Origin of the sequence: Vibrio sp. 10N.286.52.C3 (assembly GCF_041468865.1) — a bacterium.
In the GTDB taxonomy this organism is placed as follows: Bacteria; Pseudomonadota; Gammaproteobacteria; order Enterobacterales; family Vibrionaceae; genus Vibrio; species Vibrio crassostreae_C.
Genome location: NZ_JBFRJM010000001.1, coordinates 125159 through 150910, shown reverse-complemented (window position 1 = coordinate 150910; position 25752 = coordinate 125159). Strand labels below are relative to the sequence as shown.

Genomic DNA, 25752 nt, shown 5'->3' with positions numbered 1-25752 from the left:
CCAGCAAGCTCGCGGTTTATCGATAAATAGCGATCTATTAAAATATTAAGTGCTTTTTTTTGTTCGCTAACTAGTGTTTAAACCTGGCGTGGGGGGCTGAGTTGGGTTTTATTTAATGCTTTGAGCTAATAGTTGGTTTTTTGGCACAGTTGCCGAATAACAGGTGTTAGACCAGATGATAATAAAGCGTTAAAGTTGTTTCGTATTACTGTTTGTTGTTATCACGACAGACAGCCATAGCCGAAAAAGTGGAAGTATTTCGAATTAGGCTACGAATAAGCCCTAGACTATGAAAAACCAGCCCAACATGTTCACCAAATATGATTGGAAACTGGTGAGGAGAGCAATATGACAATAAAACCTGAAACAGCCATGTCATCCGGCGCTGAAATGTTATCCGGCGCTGAGATGGTGGTGCAGTCTCTAATTGAAGAGGGTGTAGAACAAATCTTTGGTTACCCAGGTGGTTCTGTACTTGATATCTACGATGCGCTGCATGCTAAAACTGCTGAAATTAAACACGTATTAGTACGACATGAACAAGCCGCTACCCACATGGCTGATGGCTATACTCGTTCTACCGGCAAACCGGGCGTAGTACTTGTGTGTTCTGGTCCAGGTGCGACCAATACCGTTACTGGCATTGCAACAGCCTACATGGACTCAATCCCAATGATTGTTATTTCTGGTAACGTACCAAATAACCTCATTGGTAATGACGCCTTCCAAGAGTGTGACATCGTGGGTGTATCACGCCCGATCGTTAAACACAGCTTCTTAGTTAAGAAAGCGGAAGATATCCCTGAAGTCGTTAAAAAAGCATTCTATATTTCAACGACAGGGCGTCCCGGTCCTGTGGTTATTGATCTGCCGAAAGATATCTTAAACCCACAAATCAAGCTTCCTTATGAATACCCAGAAACGCTCAAAATGCGTTCGTATAACCCAACGGTTACGGGTCATAAAGGTCAGATCAAAAAGGCGCTAAAAGCCCTTCTTGAAGCGAAGAAGCCGGTACTTTATGTCGGTGGTGGTGCGGTTATTTCTGAGGCAGATAAGCCGCTGTTAAAATTAGCAGAGGCACTGAATTTACCTGTGGTAAGCACCCTAATGGGGCTTGGCGCTTTCCCTGGCACCCATAAGAACTCTTTGGGTATGTTAGGCATGCATGGTTTATATGAAGCCAATATGGCGATGCACAATGCGGATTTGATCTTTGGTATTGGCGTACGTTTCGATGATCGAACGACTAATAACCTAGATAAGTACTGCCCTGATGCGAAGATCATGCACATTGATATCGACCCATCTTCGATCTCTAAGAACGTAAAAGTGGATCTACCGATTGTAGGTTCTGCTGAAAAGGTTCTAGAGAGCATGGTGAACTTGCTCGTTGAGCAAGGCGGCACTAACGATGCAGAAGCGATTGAAAGCTGGTGGAGTGAAATCAAGCAGTGGCAAGAGCGTGACTGCCTAGCTTACGAGAAATCGTCTGAGCGCATCAAACCACAGCAAGTAATTGAAACACTGCATAAAGTAACCAATGGCGATGCCTATGTTGCTTCTGACGTAGGTCAACACCAAATGTTTGCTGCTTTATACTACCCGTTTAACAAGCCACGTCGTTGGATTAACTCTGGTGGTCTAGGCACGATGGGCTTTGGCCTGCCTGCTGGTATGGGCGTTAAGTTTGCTAAGCCAGATGAAGAGGTGGTTGTGGTAACCGGTGACGGCAGTATTCAAATGAATATCCAAGAGCTGTCGACTGCGCTGCAATACAATATCCCGGTTAAGATTATTAACCTTAACAACCGTTTCCTAGGCATGGTAAAACAGTGGCAAGACATTGTTTATCAAGGCCGTTACTCTAACTCATATATGGACTCTGTTCCTGATTTTGCTGCTATCGCTGAGGCTTATGGCCACGTTGGTATGCGCATTTCATCTCCGGATGAATTGGAATCAGGTTTGGAAAAAGCACTGGCGATGAAAGACCGTTTGGTATTTGTCGATATTAGTGTGGATGACACCGAGCACGTATACCCAATGCAAATCAAAGGCGAGGGTATGGATAACATGTGGCTAAGCAAAACGGAGAGAACATAATATGAGACACATTATTTCACTACTAATGGAAAACCAACCTGGTGCGCTTTCTCGTGTAGTTGGCTTGTTTTCTCAGCGTGGCTACAACATCGAGTCTTTGAACGTATCGCCAACCGATGATCCGACGCTGTCTCGTCTTAATGTAACCACTAACTCGAGCGAAATGCAGCTTGAGCAGATCCAGAAACAGCTGCATAAGCTAATCGACGTACTAAAAGTGCAAGAAGTGTCTGAACTTGAACACATTGAACGTGAGCTGTTGATGGTAAAAGTACGTGCGAGCGGCTTTGCTCGTGCGGAAGTGAAGCGCACAGCGGATATCTTCCGTGGTCAGATCGTTGATGTTACGGCTTCTCAATATACGGTTCAAATGGCGGGTACTAGCGAGAAACTGGATGCCTTCATTCAGGCGCTGTCTGAAGTGACGGAAGTGCTTGAAGTAGCTCGAAGTGGTGTTGTTGGCATCGCACGAGGCGAACGTGCGTTGAAAGCCTAGACGATAAGTCTTTAAAAAATAACTTTAAAGCCGCTTTTTTAAGCGGCTTTTATTTTGTTAATTTTTTAGAGTGCTATAATCCCGCGCTGCACTTCCATTCATCTGAGTTAGCAATGCGAAATAAAAAATCAATAATTACATTGCTGATTATCTCTATCATATTGTCTTCTGCAGTATGTCTGTATTATTTGCAGCGCTACAAAGAAGTAAAACAGCAGAGCTTTGACTACTCAGCTAAGCAAGCCGTTCATCAGTTAGTGTATGCCAAGCGAGATTATGATCTTCTCAAGACTCAGTTAGTCTCGGTCATGGAGCTACTCAGTCATAGCCAGAGCTTGGTTAACTTTGCTTCCTCTCCCTCAGACCAAACCAAACATCTACTTGAAGAGGTCTGGCAATCTGTTCTCGTGAACCAGAAGTGGTATACACAAATCCATCTGTTAGATGTCACTGGCAAAGAATTGGTGCGTGTTAACTATTCCTCTGATACCGGTAGAGTGACGTTTCCTCAACAGCTGCAAGATAGGTCGGATTCTAACTACTTCCAATACGCTCAAAAACTAGAAGCCGAACAGATTGGCGGTTGGGGTATTGAGCTTGAAACTGAGCATGGTGAAGTCACCTTCCCTTATTCGCCGGTAATCCGTGTCTTTACCCCAGTAGAAACCCCTGACGAAAGAGTAGGCTACCTCGTCATCAATCTTGATGTATGGGGCTTATCGTCGCGTCTGAGCTTTTCACCAGATAACGATCTTAGAGCAGAAGTTCTCAATGACGCGGGTTACTTCATCGCGAGTAACAACAGCGGTAAGTTGTTCGGAGACTCTATTCCTGAAAGAAAAGGCTATAACCTGAAAAATATCGCGCCGAAGACGTGGGATGCGATCTCCAATGATCAGGTGGGATACGTTTTTGAAGATGGTAATTTGTTTGCCTTTAACACGGTTATGCTCGCGAACAGTCAAAAGGTCCATTTACTGATTCAACTTAATCAAAAGCAACTGATGGATCGGGCTGAGCGTGATCTAGATGATTTGGCCCATGAAGAGATCATTGTTCTGATTACGGTGCTGATATTCGCTTTCCCGTTTGCTTACCTGGTGACGCACTGCCGACGCCGAAGCCTAGAGAGTAAATTGGCACGCGCCGCATTGAATGGTATGTCGGCAGTGATGATCTCTGACAAGCAGCACCGCACAATGATGATCAACAACGAATTTGAGAACATGACTGGGTACTGCAAAAAACAGGTGATCGGTCAAAATGCATTGCAGTTGCTGCTTGAGAATACCGACCAAGTGCTCTCAAGCTCGGCTATTTGGAGTCATTTAGAGCAAGAAGAAGTATGGGAAGGGGAGGTTCAGTGTAAGAACAAGCTGCGTATTCCTTTTACTGCGATCATGCGAGTGCATGCGGTCAAAAACAATTCAGGCAAAGTCAGTTACTACATCACCTCGTTGGTTGATATTTCCGTAAGGAAGGAGCTTGAGGTACGTTTGAGGATTTTAAGTGAACGTGACTCTTTGAGTAATCTCTGGAACCGACGAAAATTCGAAGAGCAGCTGGCCTACTATTCTCGCTTAGTTGAGCGTTACCCGATCGAAGCGACCACCTGCTTAGCCTTGGTGGACATCGATAACTTCAAGCGAATCAATGATGAGCTTGGCCACGACGAAGGTGACCGTGTGATCGCTGGTGTTGCTAAACTTCTGCAAGATAGCCTTCGTGGGACGGACTTTGTTGCACGTGTCGGAGGAGAAGAGTTTGCACTCTTGATGCCACACACCTCACTGTCAGAAGCAAAGCGCGTATTGGATCGCTTGCGAATTGAGATTGAGCTAGCTGCCGGAACTAAGATAACGGTGAGTGTTGGCTTTACGGATTTAACCAGTAACAGCACTCGCTCATACAAGTGTGCGGATGTTGCGCTTTACGAATCTAAATCGTCTGGCCGTAATACGGTCTCTATGTGTCCTAGCTACGATGATGTCGCTTAGGTTCGCTTCTATCTAGTCCTGTCTTCTATTTGCTTCACCTCTTCAAGTCGCGCCCCGACTCCTTTTTCCTTTCCCTCTTTTTATTAGGAATCTCACTTTTGAGCGACCTGTGTCACAAAATCTATACAGTTAGACTAAAGTCTAATGTTGGTGGAAATTTGAGCTAAAATTAACAGTAAGTAAACTACTTTGCTTCAGATTACATCGTGTTAAACGATGTAATAAATAGAGTGTTTACCAGATGTAAAAGGATGACACCGTTAACTTAATTCAGCTGGTTAGCTAGCCTTATCAATAACTTGAAAGGCAGCAGTAGAATTAGGTTAGCTGGAGCAATAGTTTGGGGATCATACAGTCTGGTTAAAAGAGGCGTGGTATGTTTGTCGATTTTTTAGTGAGGTTAACCATAGGCACATTAGCCATTCTTGGCTTTCAACTTAGTGCATTGTATTTTTTACCTATGGTTGTGCTGCTCAATACTCATCACAAAGAGTTTTTTGGGTGGTAGTTCAGTCGTAATACTGGAAACAAAAAACGGAGCCATTGGGCTCCGTTTTTATTTGGTTAGAAGCTACTTTAGCGTTATGCCGCTTCGATAACTTCTTCAATTCGTTTCATTGAACCTAGCAGGTGTTGATCAAGCAGTTCAGTCGCTTGTTCTACATTCTTAGACAGTACTAGTTTCATGATCATTTCGTGTTCATCAATATTGAACAGATCATCTGATGCGCTTTCTGCAGACATAGCGAGGAAGCGGTAACGTTTCACTTGGTTAATTAGGTCATCAAAGAACTTAAACATGTTCTCTGAATCTGCACCTTCAAGCAGTGCGACATGGAATTGCTGGTGGCGCTCTTCCCATTCTACACAGTCAAACTCTTCAGATACGTACTGTACTCGCGATAGTTTATGGTAAGACGTTAGTACATCCAGTTCCCAGCTCTCATCACCTGCTGCAATCGCTTTTTTAAGCAGAACCGATGATACAACACGAAGGCTTTCGTATAGGTCATTCAGTTCTTTCTTTGATACAGGAGATACCCAGCAGCCTTTTTGTGGCTCTAGCTTTACGTATTTGCTCCAAGATAACTGTACCAAGGCTTCGCGAATAGGGGATGCGCCAACGTTGTAGCGTGCTTTTAGATCAGCAACAACAAGCTTTTGGCCTGGGGTTAACTCACCATTAAGAATATCTTGGCGAATCATCTTTGATACTTTGTCAGTGAGCGTAGGACTAGACATTACAAACCTCATCTATATATGATTTCTAGTCTGCTAATCCGTCTCTTAGAAAGAGTCAGTTGGAGGTTAACAGTACGTAGTTCTATTGTGATTGATAATACAGCGTACTGAAAAGTTAGGCAAGATTTTGTTTCATAAAAAAAGAGGGCCGAAGCCCTCTTTTATATTTTATGCGAATCGGTTCATTCTTATAGAACGTGAACAGATGCCGTGTTTGTAGTACCAGAAGCTACTAGAGCACCAGAAACCATAACTACGATGTCGCCTTTGTTACCTAGGCCAGATTGTAGAGCGATTTCTTTACCGTTGATGTAGAACGCGTCTGTGTTCTCGATAGAGTCAACAAGAACTGGCTTAACACCTTTAGTAAGAACTAGCTGTGCAGCTGTCTTTTCGTTAGTTGTTAGAGCTAGGATGTTTGCAGTTGGGAAGTACTTACGTACTGAACGTGCAGATTTACCGCCTTCAGTTGCAACAACGATTAGAGGAGCAGCTAGCTTCTCTGCTGTGTCTACAGCGCCTTTACATACTGCTTCAGTGATGCGTAGACGTGGGCTGTCTAGACGAGAACCTAGCTCAGCTTTAAGAGCTGAATCAGTACGGTTCGCGATTTGAGCCATGATAGTAACAGCTTCAACTGGGTACTTACCTTTAGCAGTTTCACCAGAAAGCATTACTGCATCAGTACCATCCATGATTGCGTTCGCAACGTCACCCGCTTCAGCACGAGTTGGACGTGGGTTGCTGATCATAGAGTCAAGCATTTGAGTTGCAGTGATAACCATCTTACGTGCACGGTTACACTTCTCGATCATCATCTTCTGAGCGAAGATTACTTCTTCAGCTGGGATTTCAACACCTAGGTCACCACGAGCAACCATGATGCCGTCAGAAGCTTCAAGGATTGAATCGAAGTTATCTACACCTTCTTGGTTTTCAATCTTAGAAATGATGTGGATGTTCTCGCCGCCGTTAGCGTTTAGAAGCTCACGGATTTCTTTAACGTCTTCTTCTTTACGGATGAAAGAAGCAGCAACGAAATCTACGCCTTGCTCACAACCAAACTTAAGGTCAGCTTTGTCTTTCTCAGAAAGAGCAGGAAGTTGAACAGAAACGCCAGGAAGGTTAACACCTTTGTTTTCGCCTAGAGCACCGTTGTTAAGAACTTTACACTTAACTTCAGTTTCTGTTGTTGCGATAACTTCCATTTCGATTAGGCCGTCATCAACAAGGATAGTGTTACCTGCTGTTAGGTCTTTAGCGAAACCTAGGTAAGTTACTGCTACTACGTCTTTGTTACCAACAACTGTTGCGTCAGTTGTGAAAGTGAACTCTTGACCAGCTACTAGATCTACGTCGTTACCATCTTCAAGTTTGATAGTACGGATTTCTGGACCTTTAGTATCTAGAAGGATAGCAAGTTGCTCACCTTTGTTTTCCATTACTTTACGGAAGTTCGCGATACGAGTGCCGTGCTCTGCGAAATCACCGTGAGAGAAGTTAAGACGCATAACGTTCATGCCAGCATCTACTAGTTCAGTTAGCTTCTCTACAGATTCAGTTTTAGGGCCAATCGTACATACGATTTTGGTCTTTTTCATGGAAGGTACTCTCCGGTAAGTATTGTTACAATTTGAAATTTATTTAAGTTCTGAAGATTGGTCCGCTACATCAACATTTTGTGCCTGTTGTGTAAAAGCGCGGGACTTCCAATATGTCCTTCAGAGTTGTAAGTCTTTCATCAATTTTAGTCATTTTATGACTAAAAGATTTTGATTCAATATCGGTTTTCTGTGACTTACCCCACTATATAGGGGGTAAGTTGCAAAAAAATAACAGTCAGTTTTGTAATTTTTTTTCTTTTCGGGTGCGGATTCTACCACCTAATGAGTTCAATATCACTGCTTAACAATTGTCTTAGGACAAGGTTTTATCGCTATTTATTAATTTTTTGGATCAAAATAAATGGACTAAATAGTTTCGTTGTAACTATAATATGTTTCATATCGAAACTTAATGGCCTTTTTTAAATGTCGAAACGAAACACCCAGCTCAGAAGACATGCAATTTCTAACCTAGTGAATGAAAAAGGGGAGGTTAGTGTTGATGAATTATCCGCTAAGTTCGAAACCTCAGAAGTCACTATTAGAAAGGACTTGGCGTCTTTAGAGAAAAACGGTCAGCTTTTACGCCGTTATGGTGGTGCGATTTCGTTACCGAAAGAGGTTGTCAACGAAGAACTGGGTCAACAAGTTTCGACTCGAAAGATTTCATTGGCAAAAGCCGCTGCAGATTTAATTCGCGACCATAACCGCATCGTGATCGATAGTGGCAGTACGACCGGTGCTCTAATTCAGCAGCTTAATGCTAAGCGTGGCTTGGTTGTTATGACCAACTCATTGCACGTTGCTAATGCGCTTAATGAGCTTGAAAGCGAGCCGACGTTATTAATGACTGGCGGCACTTGGGATACCCATTCGGACTCTTTCCAAGGCAAAGTTGCAGAGTCGGTACTTCGTGCTTACGATTTTGACCAACTATTTATTGGGGCTGATGGTATCGACCTCGATAGAGGCACAACCACGTTTAACGAACTGGTTGGCCTGAGCAAAGTAATGGCTGAAGTGTCACGAGAAGTGATCGTGATGGTTGAGTCGGAAAAGGTGGGACGAAAGATCCCGAACTTAGAGCTGGCATGGGAACACATTGACATCTTAATTACCGATACAGACTTAGGCGAAGAATCCAAAGCAAGTATCGAATCACATGATGTTCGAGTGATCCTGACCGATCCAGCGTAAAAACAAATTTAAGTATTATGCATTTACCTTCCTATAATTGATCTTAATGAAGATTTGGCCTTTGCTTGCTGCCAATAGGAATAAAACAAAATTGATGGAGTGAAACTATGTGTGGAATTGTTGGTGCAGTAGCACAGCGTGATGTAGCTGAAATTTTAGTAGAAGGCCTTCGTCGTCTAGAATACCGTGGCTACGATTCAGCTGGTGTCGCTGTAGTCGATACTGAATCTAACCTAACTCGTGTACGCCGCCTAGGTAAAGTACAAGAGCTAGCTGACGCAGTAGAAGAGCAACAAGTGATTGGTGGTACAGGTATCGCTCATACACGTTGGGCGACACACGGTGAGCCGTCTGAAGCGAACGCACACCCACACATGTCTGGTGATATTGCCGTTGTACACAATGGCATTATCGAAAACCACGAAGCACTGCGCGCTATGCTGCAAGAGCGTGGTTACGTATTTACTTCACAAACGGATACAGAAGTTATTGCTCACTTAGTTGAGTGGGAACTTCGCACTTCAGCTTCTTTGGTTGAAGCGCTACAGAAAACAGCAAAACAATTAGACGGTGCGTACGGCACGGTTGCGGTTGATCGTAAAGATCCTAGCCGTATCGTTGTAGCTCGTTCTGGTAGCCCGATCGTTATCGGTTTTGGTGTCGGCGAGAACTTCCTTGCTTCTGATCAACTGGCGCTACTGAGCGTAACTCGTCGCTTCATGTACCTAGAAGAAGGTGATGTTGCTGAGGTAACTCGTCGTGATGTTACGGTATTTGATGTAGCGGGTGAGCGTGTTGAGCGTGAAATCGTTGAGTCAAACGCTGAACACGACGCAGGTGACAAAGGTCAATACCGCCACTTCATGCAGAAAGAGATCTTCGAGCAGCCAACAGCGCTGATCAATACAATGGAAGGCCGTACCTCTGACACTTCGGTTATCACTAACGCGATCGGCGTTAAAGCTGAAGAGATCCTAAGCAAGGTTGAACACGTGCAGATCATCGCATGTGGTACGTCTTACAACTCAGGCATGGCAGCGCGTTACTGGTTTGAATCTCTAGCTGGCGTAAGCTGTGACGTAGAGATTGCTTCTGAATTCCGTTACCGTGATTTCGTTGTTCGTCCGAACAGCCTATTGGTGACTCTGTCTCAATCTGGTGAAACGGCGGATACGCTTGCTGCACTTCGTCTTGCAAAAGAGAAGGGTTATATGTCTGCAATGACTATCTGTAACGTTGCGGGTTCTTCACTGGTTCGTGAATCTGATTTTGCCTTCATGACTCGCGCAGGAACAGAGATCGGTGTTGCTTCTACTAAAGCTTTCACAACTCAACTAGCAGCGATGCTGATGATGGTAACGTCAATTGGTCGTCTACAAGGTCGTATCAATGAAGAAAAAGAAGCGGAAATCGTTCAAGCACTTCACCAACTGCCTGCTGATATCGAGAAAGCATTAGCGTTCGATAAAGAAATTGAAGCACTGGCACCTGATTTTGCTGATAAGCATCACACACTGTTCTTGGGTCGTGGTGAGTTCTACCCAATCGCGATGGAAGCGTCTCTTAAACTGAAAGAGATCTCTTACATCCACGCAGAAGCATACGCAGCTGGTGAGCTTAAGCACGGTCCTTTGGCTCTTATCGATGCAGATATGCCTGTAGTCGTTATTGCACCAAGCAACGACTTGCTAGAGAAGCTGAAATCGAACGTTGAAGAAGTGCGTGCTCGTGGCGGTCTACTTTACGTATTCGCTGATGAAGATGCGGGCTTTGAAAGCGATGAGAACATGAAGATCATCAAGATGCCTCACGTAAGTGAAGTAACAGCGCCTATCTACTACACAGTACCGATGCAGCTGCTGTCTTACCATGTCGCACTAATAAAAGGTACCGACGTTGACCAACCTCGTAACCTAGCGAAAGCGGTAACAGTTGAGTAATCGACAGCTTACCTAAGATATAGATAATAAGAAGCCCATCCTGTGATGGGCTTTTTTATGTCTGTTAGTTAACGATCAGTGTTAGAGCTAGCTGTAGCGTCATTAAGCGCTCAGTGCTTGCTCTAGGTCAGCCAAGATATCGTCAATGTGCTCGATACCTACTGATAGGCGAATCATCTCCGGTGATACACCGGCTTGTTTCTGTTCAGCTTCGCTTAGTTGACGGTGTGTCGTCGAAGCTGGGTGACAAGCGAGAGATTTCGCATCGCCAATGTTAACTAAGCGCTTGAAGATTTGCAGTGCATCATAGAAGCGAACACCGGCTTCATAACCGTCTTTTAAACCAAAAGATAGAATGGCCGATGGCTTACCTTGCATGTACTTTTCAGCGAGTGGATAGAATTCTGAATCAGGCAGGCCAGCGTAACTTACCCAACTGACTTTCTCGTGTTGCTTGAGGTATTCCGCTACTTTCAAGGCATTCTCTGTGTGTCGCTCCATGCGTAGCGACAACGTCTCCAAACCTTGCATCAACATGAAAGCATTCATTGGTGACAGTGCTGCACCTGTATTACGTAGGGGAACCGTTCTAGCACGACCAATAAACGCAGCCTCACCAAAGGCCTCGGTATAAACCACGCCATGATAAGAAGGCTCTGGCTGATTAAACACAGGGAAGCGGTCCTTGTGCTGTGCCCATGGGAATTTACCTGAGTCGACAATCACGCCACCTAACGTTGTACCGTGACCACCCACGTATTTAGTTAGTGAGTGCACCACGATGTCAGCACCAAAATCGATAGGTTTACACAGTACAGGCGTCGCCACCGTGTTATCAACAATCACAGGTACACCTTGTGCGTGAGCAAGTTCAGCAACACGCTCTAAGTCGATAATATTACCTGCTGGGTTACCGATACTTTCGCAGTAAACCGCCTTGGTTTTTTCGTCAATCAGTGCCGCTAAGCTTTCTGGTTTATCGTCTTTAGCAAAACGAACTTCGATCCCTTGGTTTGGCAGCATATGAGCAAATAGGGTGTAAGTACCACCGTAAAGCTGAGGTGTTGAAACAATGTTGTCACCGATTTGCGCCAACGTCTGAATCGCATAGTTGATCGCAGCACTGCCCGCACTTACCACTAAGCCTGCGATACCTCCTTCTAAGGCGGCCATGCGTTTTTCTAACACATCATTGGTTGGGTTCATTATGCGAGTGTAGATATTACCTGGCACCGCAAGGTTAAACAGGTCGGCGCCATGTTGTGCGTCATCGAATTCGTAAGCGACGGTTTGGTAAATAGGTGTGGCAACCGATTTGGTTGTTGGATCAGTTTCGTAGCCGAAGTGAATCGAGAGTGTTTCGTCTTTCATGTTTCTTCCCTGAACTATTGAATGATTTGTGTACACTCATATTGCCGATTTTTTTATAAAAGAAAAGTATGTTTAGTCACAGAGAGGCAATTGGAATTGTGTGCGGGATGATTCGTTATTGGTTAGGAAATGCAGGGCGTAAGTTGTACAGATTTAGAAAAGCAAAAAGCCAGAGCAGCATGAACTGTTCTGGCTTTTCTAATTTGGTGGCCCCTCCCAGATTTGAACTGGGGACCGAACGATTATGAGTCGTGCGCTCTAACCACTGAGCTAAGGGGCCGTAGGGCATAGATTATAGGGGAAGCGTTCAATGGTGTCTAGACACTATAAGGGGCAATTCCGCTTACATCTTAGCCACTTAAATCACACAGATAAAAAAAAGGTGAGCCAACGCTCACCTTTTCTTATTTATGCTTAAAAGCTAACCACACTTGAGTGTGCGATTACTCGTCTAGGAAGCTACGCAGAGTTTCTGAGCGGCTTGGGTGACGAAGTTTACGCAGTGCTTTTGCTTCGATCTGACGGATACGTTCACGAGTTACGTCGAACTGTTTACCAACCTCTTCAAGAGTGTGGTCAGTGTTCATGTCGATACCGAAACGCATACGCAGTACTTTAGCTTCACGAGGTGTTAGGCCTGCAAGAACGTCTTTAGTTGCACCGCGTAGGCTGGTTGCCGTTGCAGAGTCTAGAGGTAGTTCTAGCGTTGTATCCTCGATGAAATCACCTAGGTGCGAATCTTCGTCGTCACCGATTGGTGTCTCCATTGAGATTGGCTCTTTAGCGATTTTCAGTACTTTACGGATCTTGTCTTCAGGCATTTGCATGCGTTCAGCCAGTTCTTCCGGAAGTGGTTCACGACCCATCTCTTGTAGCATTTGACGAGAGATACGGTTTAGTTTGTTGATCGTTTCGATCATGTGAACCGGAATACGGATAGTACGAGCTTGGTCGGCAATCGAACGAGTGATTGCTTGACGGATCCACCAAGTAGCGTAAGTAGAGAACTTGTAACCACGACGGTATTCAAACTTATCTACCGCTTTCATCAGACCGATGTTACCTTCTTGGATTAGATCCAGGAATTGTAGACCACGGTTTGTGTACTTCTTAGCAATCGAGATTACTAGACGTAAGTTCGCTTCAACCATCTCTTTCTTCGCACGACGAGCTTTCGCTTCACCGATAGACATGCGACGGCTGATATCTTTGATGCTTTGAACAGTAAGAGACGTTTCACGTTCGATCATATCCAGCTTTTGGATAGAGCGACGGATGTCGTGCTCGTTACGTTTAATCTTTTCTGCGTATGGCTTGTCTGAAGCAAGAACTTCATCCAACCATGCTTCGCTAGATTCGTTGCCAGTAAATAGAGCAATGAAAGATTTCTTCGGCATTTTGCCGTACTCAACCGTTTGACGCATGATTAGGCGTTCTTGAGTACGTACGCGATCCATAGAGTTACGCAGTTCGTTTACTAGGTAATCAAACTGTTTTGGTGTTAGACGGAACTCTTTGAATACGTCTTGCATCATTGTCGTTGCAAGCGTTGCTTTCGGGCTTTCATGGCCGTACTCGTTGATCGCTAGTTGACGATTCTGGTAGCTAGTACGAAGTGCTGTGAACTTCTCAAGAGCAAGTTCAGGATCGATACCTGTATCTTCTTCTTCCTCTTCCTCGTCGTCTTCTGCGTCTTCTTTGTCTTCGTCTTCCAGATCAGTTTCAGCAAGTTCTGAACCGATGTGAGTCGCCGTTGGCGCAGCTGTGCCATCGTCGTCTGGGTCAACAAAGCCATTGATTAGGTCTGTTAAGCGAATCTCTTCTGCTTGTACGCGGTCAAACTGTTCCAAGATGTATGGAATAGTGCCTGGGTACTCAGCAACCGATAGTTGAACTGTATTGATACCATCTTCAATACGCTTCGCAATGTCGATTTCGCCTTCACGAGTCAGTAGTTCAACTGTACCCATTTCACGCATGTACATACGAACTGGGTCAGTAGTACGGCCAATCTCGCTTTCTACGCTTGAAAGCGCAGCAGCTGCAGCTTCGGCTGCATCTTCATCTATATTGGCATCGTCATCATTAAGTGCTAGATCATCAGCATCAGGTGCAGTTTCAACTACCTTGATACCCATGTCGTTAATCATTTGAATGATGTCTTCTACCTGTTCAGAATCCACGATTTCTGCAGGTAGGTGGTCGTTTACTTCGGCGTAGGTCAGATAGCCTTGTTCCTTGCCTTTAATAACAAGTAATTTTAGCTGTGACTGCGGATTTTGATCCATAGATGATATCCAACTTCAGGTCTGGTGAAGGACGTTGCATTCTCAAATGCAAACCAATTATGTTAACAAATTTATTAAATGCTGACTAATCAAACAGGGTTACGCTTTTAGATCTAGCATTAAAGCTAGTAGCTCCCTTTTTTCTTCGGCTGATAAACCGACGCTTCTTGCTTTGGCCTGCAGGTTTTCAATTTGTTTTTCAACGCACTGGGCAAGTATGTTGTCCAATGAGTCTAAAAATATGTCTTCTTGATTGTCTTCGTCGAGGGGGATTTCCCAGCTCGCGAGACGAGACAGAAGAGCCTCATGTTTATTGTGTCGCCAATGCTCTAATAATTGGCCTGTGTTGATATGGGGATGCTCGTGGCATTTATCAAGTACTTCGACGAATAAACTTAGTCCGGGCAACTGTAAGCCTTTGACACTTGATAAATCCGGTACCATATCAGCATAGCTCGGATTTTGGATAAGCAAAGCGATAACTTCACGCATTGGAGTGCGCTTCAGCTCTTTATGTGGTTGAGGTGTCGGGTTCTGTGTATGAACACGCGCACGTCTCAATTGGTTATCAAATCCAGTTCGCTCATCGAGCAGTTTTTCGAGCAATTCTTGGAAGTAACTGTCAGGGATTTTATTAATCAAGGCGCTGGCGTGTGCACGCAGTGCTGATTTCCCTTCGGTTGTTCCCAAGTTTAACTTGTGTATTTCAATCAGGTTATCGAACAAATAGGTCGAAAGCGGCGTCGCATTGTGGACCAGCTGTTCAAAAGCGGCTTTGCCATGCTCTCTAATATAGCTGTCTGGGTCTTCACCGTCGGGCAAGAACAGAAACTTAAGCGTGTTACCGGTTTTGAGATACTCAAGTGCGTTTTCTAGTGCGCGCCATGCGGCCTCTTTACCTGCTCGGTCACCATCGTAACAACAAACCACAGTGCTGGTTTGACGGAACAACATTTGAACATGGTCGCCGGTTGTCGAGGTGCCCAGTGATGCTACTGAGTAATCAACACCATATTGCGCTAATGCCACGACATCCATGTAACCTTCAACCACAAGTATTTGCGGCGGTTCACGGTAGGCTTGCAGCACTTCATAAAGGCCGTAAAGCTCTTTACCTTTATGGAAGATAGGCGTTTCTGGTGAGTTGAGGTATTTTGGTGTGCCGTCTTCTAATACACGACCACCAAAACCAATCACACGGCCACGACGATCACGAATTGGGAACATTACGCGTCCACGGAATCGGTCGTATCGGTTACCTTTATCGTTCTCAATTAGCATGCCGCCAGTCACGAGCATGTCTTGGGCTTCTTTCTGTTGGCCAAAGTTCTTACGAACTAAGTCCCACTCATCGGCCACATAACCAATACCAAACTTCTGGACGATCTCGCCCGAAAGGCCACGATTCTTTAGGTAATCAATCGCAGGTTTGTTGGCTGATATTTTCAATTGAGAGCGGTAAAAATTACTGATGCCGCCCATCAAATCGTAGAGGTTACGTTTTTGTTCGCTGTTGGCTCTTGGTGCTGTTGATATCTCGCCGCTGCGCTGCTCTCTAGGAACATCGAGGCCTAAGAAAGAGGCAAGCTCTTCAATAGCTTCAACAAAATCGAGACGTTCGAACTCCATAATGAAGTCGATAGCATTACCGTGTACGCCACAACCAAAGCAGTGATAAAACTGTTTTTCTTGGCTTACGCTAAAAGAAGGGGTCTTTTCGTTGTGGAATGGGCAACAAGCACCATAGTTTTTGCCTTTTTTCTTAAGTTTCACGCGTGCGTCCACAATGTCGACAATGTCGAGACGCGCTAGGAGATCATCGATGAAACTACGCGGGATGTGTCCTGCCATAAAACCTTAGAAAAATGCACTAACTGAGAGTGTGGATAATAATAGTTTGAATAGGTTACAGATACAAACAAGCCGTGCGTTCCGAAGGATTGCACGGCTTGTTGCAATTTGATTTGGGATTAAGCGAGTTTAGAACGAACTAAACCACTAACTTTACCCATATCTGCACGCCCTTGAATTTGTGGTTTCAAGATAGCCATTACTTTACCCATGTCTTGCATGCCCGCTGGTTGAGCTTCGGCGATTGCGCTATCAAGTAGTGCAATAACTTCTTCATCACTTAGCGGTTGAGGCATAAAGCCTTCAAGTACCGTAATTTCTGCTTTTTCCACGTCAGCAAGATCTTGACGATTTGCTGATTCATATTGAGCAACAGAATCGCGACGTTGCTTAACCATTTTAACTAATACAGCAAGAATGTCGTCGTCGTTCAGAGTGATCCGTTCGTCAACTTCACGTTGCTTAATTGCTGAAAGAGCTAAGCGGATAGTGCCAAGGCGCGGTTTGTCCTTGGCTTTCATCGCTAATTTTTGCTCTTCTTTGAGTTGTTCAATAAGAGCCATAACTCAGTCCTTATGGATTAAGTTATTAGTACAGGCGAACGCGACGTGCGTTTTCGCGAGCTAGCTTCTTAGCGTGACGCTTTTGAGCTGCTGCTTTAGCGCGTTTGCGAACTGTAGTTGGCTTTTCGTAGTGCTCGCGACGGCGAACTTCAGAAAGGATACCTGCTTTTTCACAAGAGCGCTTGAAACGACGTAGTGCAACGTCGAACGGTTCGTTTTCACGTACTTTAACTATTGGCATATGCCTTTCACCTCAGGGGTTATTCATTATCGCTGGCTACTCAGTACCAAATCAGAGAAGTTACCCATCGAGCTAACTCTCTATTCGCGTTTGGCCATTAACCAGCTTGATCAAAAATGGTGCGGAATTTTAATCCGATCACAGTGGCTTTGTAAAGCACTTTGTCGATTATAGTCTGTACAATATTTGTTTGAAGAGCTTAGGCAGGGTAATATTGCGCTAATTTCCCATTTTAGACGAAGCGTGCCGAGAAAATTATGCGCATTATTGGTATTGAAACCTCTTGTGATGAAACAGGAATCGCAATTTATGATGATGAGCAAGGGCTGCTTTCTCATCAATTATATAGCCAAGTAAAGCTGCACGCCGATTACGGTGGTGTGGTGCCTGAGCTAGCTTCACGTGACCACGTGAAAAAAACAATTCCTCTTATTAAAGCGGCATTAGCTGAAGCGAACCTAACGTCGAAAGACATTGATGGTGTGGCTTATACCGCTGGCCCTGGTTTAGTGGGCGCTCTACTGGTTGGTGCAACGATTGGTCGCAGTATTGCTTATGCGTGGGGCGTGCCTGCTGTGCCTGTCCACCATATGGAAGGTCACCTTCTTGCGCCAATGTTAGAAGACAATCCACCTCCATTCCCATTTGTGGCTCTGCTGGTTTCTGGCGGCCATACTATGATGGTAGAAGTGAAAGGTATTGGTGAATACCGAATCCTTGGTGAATCGATTGATGATGCAGCGGGTGAAGCGTTTGATAAAACCGCGAAACTGATGGGCTTAGATTACCCTGGTGGCCCATTGCTATCTCGCTTGGCGGAAAAAGGCGCTCCGGGTCGTTTTAAGTTCCCGCGTCCAATGACCGATCGTCCGGGTCTAGATATGAGCTTTTCTGGTCTGAAGACGTTTGCAGCGAATACCATTCGTGATAACGATAATGATGACCAGACTCGTGCTGATATTGCTTACGCATTCCAAGAAGCTGTTTGTGCAACCTTAGTAATCAAGTGTAAGCGCGCCTTGGTAGAAACGGGTATGAAACGTATAGTGATTGCTGGCGGTGTAAGTGCCAACAAACAACTGCGCGTTGAGCTTGAAGCTCTTGCCAAGAAAGTCGGTGGTGAGGTGTACTACCCACGCACAGAATTCTGTACAGATAACGGTGCGATGATCGCTTATGCGGGCATGCAGCGCCTGAAGAATGGCGAAACGGCTGATTTGTCTGTTCATGCCACACCGCGTTGGCCTATTGACCAGCTAGAGCCAATTGCGTAATTGACTATAGTGTTTCGATAAACGGTCGCCTTGTGCGGCCGTTTTTATATCCTAGCTTACCGACTGTATGTCGATAAATAATTGCTGATAGAGATTAGGGAAGAAAATGAACAAGTTCACAGTAGACAATCAATCGATGGCGTACCTAGATGAAGGTCAAGGTCCTGTTGTTGTACTCGGCCACAGCTACCTTTGGGATAGTGCAATGTGGAAGCCGCAGATCGAAGCGTTAAAAACTCAGTATCGCTGTATTGTTCCAGAGCTTTGGTCTCATGGTGAATCTCAAGCAGCACCCACTTCGATGCGTAACTTGAAAGATTACGCTCAGCACGTTTTGGCTCTGCTTGATCATTTAGAGATCGAAGAATTCTCAGTGGTTGGCTTATCGGTTGGCGGTATGTGGGGGACTGAGTTAGCGGAACTTGCACCTGCACGTATTAAGTCTTTGGTTCTAATGGATACTTTTGTGGGTTTAGAACCAGAAGTTGCTCACGCAAAGTACTTCAGCATGTTAGATACCATCACTCAAACCAAGACGGTTCCTCAGCCAATTGTTGAAGCGGTTGTTCCACTGTTCTTCGCTAATGATACGCAAACCAACACGCCAGCTTTAGTTGAAGGTTTTACTCAGCAGTTATCAGCTCTTGAGGGCGACAACGCTGAAGAAGTGGCACGAATTGGTCGAATGGTGTTTGGACGTCGCGATATGATTGAATCGGTAGAGAACTTTGCTCTGCCTGTTTTGATTGCTGTAGGACAAGAAGATAAACCACGTCCGGTACTTGAGTCATACCTAATGCACGATTGCATTACGGGCAGTGAATTAGTGGTGATTCCTGGCGCAGGTCATATTAGCTCGTTAGAGCAACCAGAGTTTGTGAACACAATGCTGAAGACGTTTTTAGATAAACATCTGCTGTAAGTTCTTAAATACTGAATAGTGTTGTTCGACTTATACTTACGTCGGTTTAAACGCATCTCGGTTTAAAAATAGTTCGGCTTAGACGTGACAGTTTAAGCCGATTTTTTTTGTCCGAGTTTTGGTTCGCTGCCATCGAGTAGGCGGCGGATATTCTGGTGGTGACGTAACACGATCAAACAGCACAGCATGGCTACTGGCAATGTGTATTGAGGTTTGACTAACCAAGCGTAGAAAGGGGCAAGTAGCACAGTAACCAGTGCCGCTAAAGAAGAGTAACGAAACAAAAACGCGACCACTAACCAAGTCGCCATGATCATTCCGGTTAGATCGAATCCTATTGGGGCGATAGCGCCAAGTGCGGTTGCCACGCCTTTACCACCTTTGAAGTGGAAGAAGATCGGATACATATGGCCAAGACACGCCGCAATTGCCACAACCCCAAGAATGATTGGGTCGATCTTGAGGTAGTAGCCAAGCCAGACAGGGATAGTGCCTTTCAGCATGTCACACAAAAGGACGGCAGCTGCTGCGCCTTTACCGCCAACACGCAGGACATTGGTTGCTCCTGGGTTGTTAGAACCTACTGTTCGAGGATCTGGGAGCCTCAAAACTCGGCATATCAAGACCGCACTAGAGATTGAACCTAGTAAGTAGGCAGCAATGATCATGATAAGTGCCAATGGGGTCATGTCTGTCCTTTAACGGTTATACGCCTAACGATGGGAAAATAATGCTCAATCCAAGAGTAATTGATATCATATCTCGAATTACGCAAATAATACGTTTTTTTCCCCAATTTGGGTATCCGACCTCTAAAAGGACAAGTCATGGCACTGGATAAAGTTTTCATTGAGCAGCTAGAAGTAATTACAACGATCGGTGTTTACGATTGGGAGCAAGAGATCAAACAGAAACTGGTGCTTGATATTGAAATGGCTCATGACAACCGCCCAGCAGGCAAGAGTGATGATGTGGTTGATGCTTTGGATTATTCGAAAGTGAGCACTGCAGTACTTGAGCACATTGCAAATGGCCGTTTTCTACTCGTAGAACGTGTTGCTGAAGAAGTCGCAGAGCTTATTATGACTCAGTTCTCTGTGCCGTGGATTAAAATCCGATTGGCTAAACCTGGCGCAGTGCCACAAGCAAAAGCCGTTGGTGTGATCATCGAACGAGGTCAAGCATGACAGTAGCCTATGTTGGTGTTGGCACGAACATAGACCGCGACAAGCATGCAAGGGTGGCATGGACAGAGCTTCAATCGTTAGGGACTAACCTTAAATGCTCTAAAATCTATCACTGTGAGCCCGTCGGTTTTAATAGCCATCCGTTTTATAACTTTGTGATAGAGCTCGACACGTCACTCTCATTGACTGAATTTTCACAGCAGCTGCGTAAAATTGAGTTTAAATGGGGTCGCTCTCAAGATGCGCACAAACTACAAGATCGAAAACTCGATCTTGATATTGTGCTGTTTGGAGAGGAGGTTTCTGAGTGTGAACCAGAATTACCACGCAGTGATATCTACAAATATCCTTTTGTAACACAGCCGCTTTATGATCTTTGTCCTGCGCGAGTGATCCCGCAAGACGGAAGAACCGTCAGTGAAATATGGCAGAAGATGCAGCAATTAGACTCGCTCTCTGTCGTAGATATAAAACTATAATTTTTAAGGTAAGTAATGAGTTATTTTGAAGCGTTTATATTGGCGTTGGTGCAAGGCTTTACAGAGTTTTTACCTATTTCCAGTTCTGCACACCTAATCCTTCCTTCAGCTGTTTTAGGCTGGGAAGATCAAGGTTTGGCTTTTGATGTCGCTGTCCACGTTGGTACTTTGGCAGCTGTTGTTATCTATTTCCGTAAAGAAGTGGTCTCTCTGTTGAGCGCATTCTTTGGTTCAGTGTTTAAAGGCGATCGTAGTAAAGAAGCGAAGTTAGCGTGGATGATCATTCTCGCGACGATTCCTGCGTGTATCTTTGGCTTGTTGATGAAAGATATTGTTGAGCTTTACTTACGCAGTGCGTGGGTGATCGCGACGACAACGATTATCTTTGGTCTATTGTTATGGTGGGTGGACAAGAACTCAAGCCTGCGCGATGACGAATACCAAGCGGGTTGGAAAAAGGCGCTGTTTATTGGTCTTGCTCAAGCAATGGCGATCATTCCGGGCACGTCTCGTTCTGGCGCAACCATTACCGCGGCGCTTTACCTTGGTTTCACACGTGAAGCGGCGGCTCGATTCTCTTTCTTGATGTCTATCCCAATCATCACTCTGGCTGGTGGTTATTTAGGTCTTAAGTTGGTGACAAGCGGTGATCCAATCCATGTTGGCACTTTGCTAACGGGCGTTGCGGTGTCTTTCATCAGTGCTTACATCTGTATCCACTTCTTCTTGAAGCTTATCTCTCGTATGGGCATGACACCGTTCGTTATCTACCGCCTGATTCTAGGTTGTGGTCTGTTTGCTTTCTTAATGATGCAGTAACAGACACAGGCAACGGTCTCGCTGTAAGAATTGAAACAAAAGGCCCGCTTAACTGCGGGCTTTTTATACGTTTTAGGTAGAGCGGCGACGATTAACTGCTAGCGAGTTCTGATAGGGCGTTTTCAATTGCGATGGCTCTGCGTTTCTCTTGTTCTTCTCGAATATCTTTGCCTTTAAAACCATCGATAATGATCGCTTTTACTTCGACTTGAAGCGCCGCTTGGTAGGCGACTTCAAAGCGCGCTTTTTGAGGATAAGGCTGATCTTCTAATCCTTTTCGGCCTGCGTGGTCGGCCTGGCAGCAAAGTAGTATATCGTCGAACCTATCTGGCTTACGCCAAACATCGAACTTGTTGAGAACCTTGAGAAAGGTGGTTGGTTTGAGCTCGCCTGCGCGGTGGATATTAGAATGTTGCTCGCACACTAACAACGCAAGGTCTCTGAACTCATTGGGCACTCTCACTCGCTCACACAGTTTCTTGATTATCTTAACACCTGTGTGGCAGTGCATTTTATGGCTTGGCCATTCAGCTTGTGGTGTGACGCCTTTACCTAAGTCATGCACTTGAGCTGCAAAGCGTACCGGTAGCGATGGGCTTAATAGTGCGGCTTGCTGAGCAACCATCAGAGTGTGAATACCCGTGTCGATTTCAGGGTGCCATTTTTCAGGTTGAGGGACGCCAAATAGAGCGTCAATCTCAGGTAATACGACTGCCAATGCACCACACTCTTTCAATACAGAGAGGAACACTTCAGGGTGCGGTGTACTAAGAGACTTATGCCACTCTTGCCAAACTCGCTCTGCAGTAAGGTGTGCCAGTTCACCAGATTGGACGATCTCACTCATCATATCCATGGTTTCAGGTGCAACCGTGAAGTTAAGATGGTGAAGCTTGGCGGCGAAGCGAGCCACACGCAGTACACGAAGAGGGTCTTCAACAAAAGCGTCTGAAACGTGTCTTAAGATACGATCCGAGAGATCTTTCTGGCCATGATAAGGATCGTGAAGTTGGCCTTTATCATCTTGAGCTATAGCGTTGATGGTCAGATCTCGACGCATCAGGTCTTCTTCCAAACTCACGTCTGGCGCGAAGTAACATTCGAAGCCTGTGTAACCAGAGCCTGATTTTCTCTCAGTGCGAGCCAGTGCGTGCTCTTCTTTGGTTTTTGGGTGCAAGAATACCGGGAAATCTTTTCCCACAGCAGTAAAGCCAAGGTTTTCCATCTCTTGAGGGGTACTCCCTACCACGACCCAATCTCTATCATAACTATCAATATTGAGCAGCTTATCGCGCACTGCTCCACCGACTAGATAGCGTTGTAGCCCGTTGTCTTTTGGTAGGCTATCGTAAATTTGCAACTTATCACCTCGAAATGTTTTATCACTGCTGGACTTTACTGCAAGCAATGGTACTTTCCATTAATCGTAATTATAGGGCAGCACATGTATAAGGAATATTTTGGCTTCGTTGAGATGCCATTTTCGATTGTACCAAATTCTCGCTACTTGTTTTTGAGTCAGCGCCATCAAGAAGCGATGCAGAACCTACAAGCCGGTTTAGGCGAGGGTGGGGGCTTTGCGATGCTTACTGGTGAGGTTGGTACAGGGAAAACAACGGTCGCTAAGGCGATGTTGTCTTCATTGGATAGTCATACTCAGGCTGGCCTTATACTTAACCCTACGTTTTCAAATACGGATTTACTAGAAGCTATCTGCGATGAGTTTGAGGTCGAGTACCCAGAACAAGCATCGTTGAAACAGCTCAGTCAGGCTATTCATTATTTTCTACTTGATAGCCATGCCGAAGGCATTCAAACCCTATTGGTGATCGATGAAGCCCAACACCTCGCTGCCGATGTGTTGGAGCAGTTACGCCTTCTAACAAACTTGGAAACCGACAATCGTAAGCTGTTAAAAGTACTGTTGGTCGGCCAGCCGGAATTACAACAGCACTTACAAACCACGCAGCTACGTCAGCTAGCACAGCGCATTACTGGTCGTTATCACTTACTGCCTCTTAATACCGAAGAAACGGGCAAGTACATCGCGTTTCGTTTGGAGACGGCGGGTGGCGAGCAGATGTTGTTTTCGAACCGTTCTATCAAGCTGATTGCTCAATATACGCATGGTATTCCAAGGCTCATTAACTTGGTGTGTGATAAAGCACTGCAGTTGGCTTTTCATGACGGTGAGCAGCTACCGAGCAATGAAACGGTTAACCGAGCGTGTCAGCAGGTTATGTCCTTTCAGGCCGATGTGTATCACGTCGAGAAAGCTCTAACTTCTCGTGTCGCGCCTAAGTTATTCCAATACGCAGGGATTGCGACGTTAAGCGTTGGTCTTGCAATAGCGACCTTTAACTTCGCTCCAAGCTATATCAATGCTTGGTTGCCTACGGATGCATCAAATGAAGCAAAGACGGAAGTGTTAGCACGTACTCAGCGTTCTTTGGTATCAGATGTTCCTAAGTTGGTTGCTGAGCCAAAACCTGCCAAGTTTGAATTGCCACAACACATTCAACAACATTTGATACAGGGGACCAATCGTTCTCTCGCTATCAAAGACTTGTATACGCTGTGGGGATATCAATCTTCACTGCGTGATGGATTGTGCTTAAGTGAGCCACAAAGTGTTTTTGTGTGTGAGCAGCAGCAGGCCAGTTTGGATACCTTGTTAGAACTTGGTGTTCCTGTGGTACTTAATCTCGACATAGACCAAAAACCAGTGTTTGCTGTGCTGTATGGCGTGTCTAAGGATTCTGTCGAGTTGCTGGTTAATGAAAAGCTGTTGGTGATGCCGAAGCAATCCTTAGAGCAAATCTGGCAAGGCGATTACGTCGCTATTTGGAAGCAGCCGCTGCGAGAGACCCTTAAAGAGGGCTATCAAGGTGAAGCGGTTGCTTTGCTTGATCTACTGCTTTCTGAAGTATTAGGAGAGGTTGTTTCCGGTAGTGATGTATTTGATTATGAGTTAAAAATGAAAATCGAAGCATTTCAAACGTGGCAAGGTATGTCTGTTGATGGCATTGCAGGTAAGCGCACCTTAGCAAGATTGCAGAGATTAGCTCAACTCGATTCGCCTAAGCTGATGTCACTAGAAGGGGGCGAAAGCTAATGTCACGTATTATGCACGAACTTAAACAGCCGTCTCACAAGCCATCTTCTATTAATCAGCACTCTCTTAGCAAACCAAGCTTCAAAGGCTACCAGAATCATCATGTTCCTAATTCTGCAAAAGGGATGAGCAACAAGCGAGGTTCATCGTTAGCGATGGGGCTACTCTTAATCTTGGTTCCTTCTTTGTTGGTGGGTGGCGTCTTGGCTTATCAATCGTATATCCAACAACAAGAAGCCGTGAACCAAGCGGCCAATGTCGCTCTGCCAGAATTTAAAACTGAATCAGACATTGAGCCTGAAATTGCGGATGCTGACATAGCAAGCATGGATGCCGTGTCTGAGGAAGAAGATGCCTTGTTCACCGTTCGCCCTGCACCGGCGAGCCAACCGTTGAAAGCATTGCCACGCCAAGAGATGTATGCACAGATTGATTCTGGCGCTAATCGTGCAAACACCGCTGGTGGCTCAGCAGTGATCTTCGCTAATGCTGATAACAACACTCAAATGACAGCCAGTTCTGAATCGTCATCCGTTCAGCCAGGCGCGAGTGATGAAACGACTGCTCTGCAATCAAGCACTGATCAGCAATCAACTAGTGACTTACAATCGGACAGTGATCTGCTGCAAGGGCTAGACCTCAGTGAGTTGCCACCTGATTTGGCATTGAAGCTTGAATCCATTATGGGGGAGCAACAAAGCACTCCTGAGCCGATGGACTCTAGACCCGCAGGGCAAAGAGGCTCTCAGGTTATTGAGTTGGAAACGCACACCAATAGCTTATCAGGAGTCCTTCCTAAGTTAGACCTACAAACTCATATGTACTCGAGCAGCGAGACCAAACGTTGGGTAAAAGTGAACGGCCAAGAAGTGGCGCAAGGAGATTGGATTGGACAAGACATTCAATTACTAGAGATTAAGCCACAATCAGTGATCATAGAGTTCAATCAACAGAAGATAGAAATCCCGGCTCTGTACGAGTGGAAAGGTTAGCGATTTCTATACGTATTTAGATAACAGACAAATAAAAAGGAGCACCTCGGTGCTCCTTTTTGATATTC

The 25752-nt window shown here is 45.2% G+C and carries 21 protein-coding genes and 1 tRNA gene; 12 read left to right on the top strand and 10 right to left on the bottom strand.

What is annotated here, in order from left to right:
- Positions 1 to 348 precede the first annotated feature (348 nt).
- From AB4138_RS00615 to AB4138_RS00605, 3 genes are all read left to right on the top strand, one after another.
- On the top strand, positions 349 to 2106 hold the full coding sequence (locus AB4138_RS00615; protein WP_372304658.1) for an acetolactate synthase 3 large subunit: 1758 nt from the start codon (positions 349 to 351) through the stop codon (positions 2104 to 2106).
- A gap of 1 nt (position 2107) precedes the next feature.
- The gene (ilvN, locus tag AB4138_RS00610; protein ID WP_008219984.1) at positions 2108 to 2602 is read left to right on the top strand and encodes an acetolactate synthase small subunit; all 495 of its coding nucleotides are present in this window, start codon (positions 2108 to 2110) and stop codon (positions 2600 to 2602) included.
- A gap of 113 nt (positions 2603 to 2715) precedes the next feature.
- Positions 2716 to 4599, top strand: coding sequence for a diguanylate cyclase (locus AB4138_RS00605; protein WP_372304656.1), 1884 nt, complete (start codon positions 2716 to 2718; stop codon positions 4597 to 4599).
- Positions 4600 to 5181: 582 nt separating this feature from the next.
- Here AB4138_RS00605 and AB4138_RS00600 read toward each other — a convergent pair.
- Together AB4138_RS00600 and pykF are read right to left on the bottom strand one after the other, a co-directional pair.
- Positions 5182 to 5853 carry a GntR family transcriptional regulator gene (locus AB4138_RS00600; RefSeq protein ID WP_080582236.1) on the bottom strand — a complete coding sequence of 224 codons (672 nt, stop codon included), beginning with the start codon at positions 5851 to 5853 and terminating at the stop codon, positions 5182 to 5184.
- A 176-nt stretch (positions 5854 to 6029) separates the two neighbouring features.
- A complete protein-coding gene (gene pykF / locus AB4138_RS00595) occupies positions 6030 to 7442 on the bottom strand; it encodes a pyruvate kinase PykF (protein WP_017061403.1) in 1413 nt (470 codons plus the stop codon).
- A 429-nt stretch (positions 7443 to 7871) separates the two neighbouring features.
- On the opposite strand from pykF, the gene AB4138_RS00590 reads away from it, so the two are divergent.
- Both AB4138_RS00590 and glmS read left to right on the top strand, forming a co-directional pair.
- Entirely contained in the window at positions 7872 to 8642 is a 771-nt protein-coding gene (locus AB4138_RS00590) for a DeoR/GlpR family DNA-binding transcription regulator (RefSeq protein WP_017061404.1), read from the top strand.
- Positions 8643 to 8749: 107 nt separating this feature from the next.
- Positions 8750 to 10582, top strand: coding sequence for a glutamine--fructose-6-phosphate transaminase (isomerizing) (gene glmS / locus AB4138_RS00585; protein WP_372304654.1), 1833 nt, complete (start codon positions 8750 to 8752; stop codon positions 10580 to 10582).
- 102 nt (positions 10583 to 10684) lie between these two features.
- Here glmS and AB4138_RS00580 read toward each other — a convergent pair whose 3' ends face one another.
- The 6 genes from AB4138_RS00580 to rpsU form a co-directional block, all read right to left on the bottom strand.
- A complete protein-coding gene (locus AB4138_RS00580; protein WP_136973934.1) occupies positions 10685 to 11953 on the bottom strand; it encodes an O-acetylhomoserine aminocarboxypropyltransferase/cysteine synthase family protein in 1269 nt (422 codons plus the stop codon).
- Positions 11954 to 12157: 204 nt separating this feature from the next.
- Positions 12158 to 12233, bottom strand: a tRNA-Ile gene (locus AB4138_RS00575).
- A gap of 163 nt (positions 12234 to 12396) precedes the next feature.
- On the bottom strand, positions 12397 to 14241 hold the full coding sequence (rpoD, locus tag AB4138_RS00570; RefSeq protein ID WP_017061407.1) for an RNA polymerase sigma factor RpoD: 1845 nt from the start codon (positions 14239 to 14241) through the stop codon (positions 12397 to 12399).
- A 99-nt stretch (positions 14242 to 14340) separates the two neighbouring features.
- Positions 14341 to 16092 carry a DNA primase gene (gene dnaG, locus AB4138_RS00565; protein ID WP_017061408.1) on the bottom strand — a complete coding sequence of 584 codons (1752 nt, stop codon included), beginning with the start codon at positions 16090 to 16092 and terminating at the stop codon, positions 14341 to 14343.
- Positions 16093 to 16211: 119 nt separating this feature from the next.
- On the bottom strand, positions 16212 to 16655 hold the full coding sequence (locus AB4138_RS00560; RefSeq protein ID WP_017061409.1) for a GatB/YqeY domain-containing protein: 444 nt from the start codon (positions 16653 to 16655) through the stop codon (positions 16212 to 16214).
- 25 nt (positions 16656 to 16680) lie between these two features.
- The gene (gene rpsU / locus AB4138_RS00555; protein ID WP_004396009.1) at positions 16681 to 16896 is read right to left on the bottom strand and encodes a 30S ribosomal protein S21; all 216 of its coding nucleotides are present in this window, start codon (positions 16894 to 16896) and stop codon (positions 16681 to 16683) included.
- Between the two features lie 257 nt (positions 16897 to 17153).
- Between rpsU and tsaD the strand changes: the two genes are divergently transcribed.
- Together tsaD and AB4138_RS00545 are read left to right on the top strand one after the other, a co-directional pair.
- Positions 17154 to 18170, top strand: coding sequence for a tRNA (adenosine(37)-N6)-threonylcarbamoyltransferase complex transferase subunit TsaD (gene tsaD, locus AB4138_RS00550; protein ID WP_372304652.1), 1017 nt, complete (start codon positions 17154 to 17156; stop codon positions 18168 to 18170).
- Between the two features lie 106 nt (positions 18171 to 18276).
- Positions 18277 to 19092 (top strand): alpha/beta fold hydrolase, encoded by an 816-nt coding sequence (locus AB4138_RS00545; RefSeq protein WP_017061411.1) that lies wholly within the window; start codon positions 18277 to 18279, stop codon positions 19090 to 19092.
- A 92-nt stretch (positions 19093 to 19184) separates the two neighbouring features.
- On the opposite strand, the gene plsY is transcribed toward AB4138_RS00545, so the two are convergent.
- Entirely contained in the window at positions 19185 to 19781 is a 597-nt protein-coding gene (gene plsY / locus AB4138_RS00540) for a glycerol-3-phosphate 1-O-acyltransferase PlsY (protein ID WP_009847793.1), read from the bottom strand.
- Positions 19782 to 19919: 138 nt separating this feature from the next.
- On the opposite strand from plsY, the gene folB reads away from it, so the two are divergent.
- From folB to AB4138_RS00525, 3 genes are read left to right on the top strand one after another with little or no spacing between them, the layout of a single operon-like run.
- On the top strand, positions 19920 to 20279 hold the full coding sequence (folB, locus tag AB4138_RS00535; RefSeq protein WP_017061412.1) for a dihydroneopterin aldolase: 360 nt from the start codon (positions 19920 to 19922) through the stop codon (positions 20277 to 20279).
- Complete coding sequence (folK, locus tag AB4138_RS00530; protein ID WP_017062921.1) at positions 20276 to 20758, top strand: 2-amino-4-hydroxy-6-hydroxymethyldihydropteridine diphosphokinase; 483 nt, start codon at positions 20276 to 20278, stop codon at positions 20756 to 20758. Before folB ends, folK begins: the two co-directional genes overlap by 4 nt.
- Positions 20759 to 20773: 15 nt before the next feature.
- The gene (locus AB4138_RS00525; RefSeq protein ID WP_010434624.1) at positions 20774 to 21577 is read left to right on the top strand and encodes an undecaprenyl-diphosphate phosphatase; all 804 of its coding nucleotides are present in this window, start codon (positions 20774 to 20776) and stop codon (positions 21575 to 21577) included.
- Positions 21578 to 21668: 91 nt separating this feature from the next.
- On the opposite strand, the gene AB4138_RS00520 is transcribed toward AB4138_RS00525, so the two are convergent.
- Positions 21669 to 22985, bottom strand: coding sequence for a multifunctional CCA addition/repair protein (locus AB4138_RS00520; RefSeq protein WP_102321465.1), 1317 nt, complete (start codon positions 22983 to 22985; stop codon positions 21669 to 21671).
- Between the two features lie 36 nt (positions 22986 to 23021).
- Between AB4138_RS00520 and AB4138_RS00515 the strand changes: the two genes are divergently transcribed.
- Positions 23022 to 24692 carry an AAA family ATPase gene (locus tag AB4138_RS00515; RefSeq protein ID WP_372304649.1) on the top strand — a complete coding sequence of 557 codons (1671 nt, stop codon included), beginning with the start codon at positions 23022 to 23024 and terminating at the stop codon, positions 24690 to 24692.
- A complete protein-coding gene (locus AB4138_RS00510) occupies positions 24692 to 25684 on the top strand; it encodes a general secretion pathway protein GspB (RefSeq protein WP_372304647.1) in 993 nt (330 codons plus the stop codon). The genes AB4138_RS00515 and AB4138_RS00510 overlap by 1 nt, the downstream gene beginning before the upstream one ends.
- Positions 25685 to 25752: the final 68 nt, after the last annotated feature.

Bases quoted from the DNA above. Each gene is read 5' to 3' on its own strand.
- AB4138_RS00615 (WP_372304658.1), top strand. From the start codon at position 349: ATGACAATAAAACCTGAAACAGCCATGTCATCCGGCGCTGAAATGTTA.
- ilvN (WP_008219984.1), top strand. From the start codon at position 2,108: ATGAGACACATTATTTCACTACTAATGGAAAACCAACCTGGTGCGCTT.
- AB4138_RS00605 (WP_372304656.1), top strand. From the start codon at position 2,716: ATGCGAAATAAAAAATCAATAATTACATTGCTGATTATCTCTATCATA.
- AB4138_RS00600 (WP_080582236.1), bottom strand. From the start codon at position 5,853: ATGAGGTTTGTAATGTCTAGTCCTACGCTCACTGACAAAGTATCAAAG.
- pykF (WP_017061403.1), bottom strand. From the start codon at position 7,442: ATGAAAAAGACCAAAATCGTATGTACGATTGGCCCTAAAACTGAATCT.
- AB4138_RS00590 (WP_017061404.1), top strand. From the start codon at position 7,872: ATGTCGAAACGAAACACCCAGCTCAGAAGACATGCAATTTCTAACCTA.
- glmS (WP_372304654.1), top strand. From the start codon at position 8,750: ATGTGTGGAATTGTTGGTGCAGTAGCACAGCGTGATGTAGCTGAAATT.
- AB4138_RS00580 (WP_136973934.1), bottom strand. From the start codon at position 11,953: ATGAAAGACGAAACACTCTCGATTCACTTCGGCTACGAAACTGATCCA.
- rpoD (WP_017061407.1), bottom strand. From the start codon at position 14,241: ATGGATCAAAATCCGCAGTCACAGCTAAAATTACTTGTTATTAAAGGC.
- dnaG (WP_017061408.1), bottom strand. From the start codon at position 16,092: ATGGCAGGACACATCCCGCGTAGTTTCATCGATGATCTCCTAGCGCGT.
- AB4138_RS00560 (WP_017061409.1), bottom strand. From the start codon at position 16,655: ATGGCTCTTATTGAACAACTCAAAGAAGAGCAAAAATTAGCGATGAAA.
- rpsU (WP_004396009.1), bottom strand. From the start codon at position 16,896: ATGCCAATAGTTAAAGTACGTGAAAACGAACCGTTCGACGTTGCACTA.
- tsaD (WP_372304652.1), top strand. From the start codon at position 17,154: ATGCGCATTATTGGTATTGAAACCTCTTGTGATGAAACAGGAATCGCA.
- AB4138_RS00545 (WP_017061411.1), top strand. From the start codon at position 18,277: ATGAACAAGTTCACAGTAGACAATCAATCGATGGCGTACCTAGATGAA.
- plsY (WP_009847793.1), bottom strand. From the start codon at position 19,781: ATGACCCCATTGGCACTTATCATGATCATTGCTGCCTACTTACTAGGT.
- folB (WP_017061412.1), top strand. From the start codon at position 19,920: ATGGCACTGGATAAAGTTTTCATTGAGCAGCTAGAAGTAATTACAACG.
- folK (WP_017062921.1), top strand. From the start codon at position 20,276: ATGACAGTAGCCTATGTTGGTGTTGGCACGAACATAGACCGCGACAAG.
- AB4138_RS00525 (WP_010434624.1), top strand. From the start codon at position 20,774: ATGAGTTATTTTGAAGCGTTTATATTGGCGTTGGTGCAAGGCTTTACA.
- AB4138_RS00515 (WP_372304649.1), top strand. From the start codon at position 23,022: ATGTATAAGGAATATTTTGGCTTCGTTGAGATGCCATTTTCGATTGTA.
- AB4138_RS00510 (WP_372304647.1), top strand. From the start codon at position 24,692: ATGTCACGTATTATGCACGAACTTAAACAGCCGTCTCACAAGCCATCT.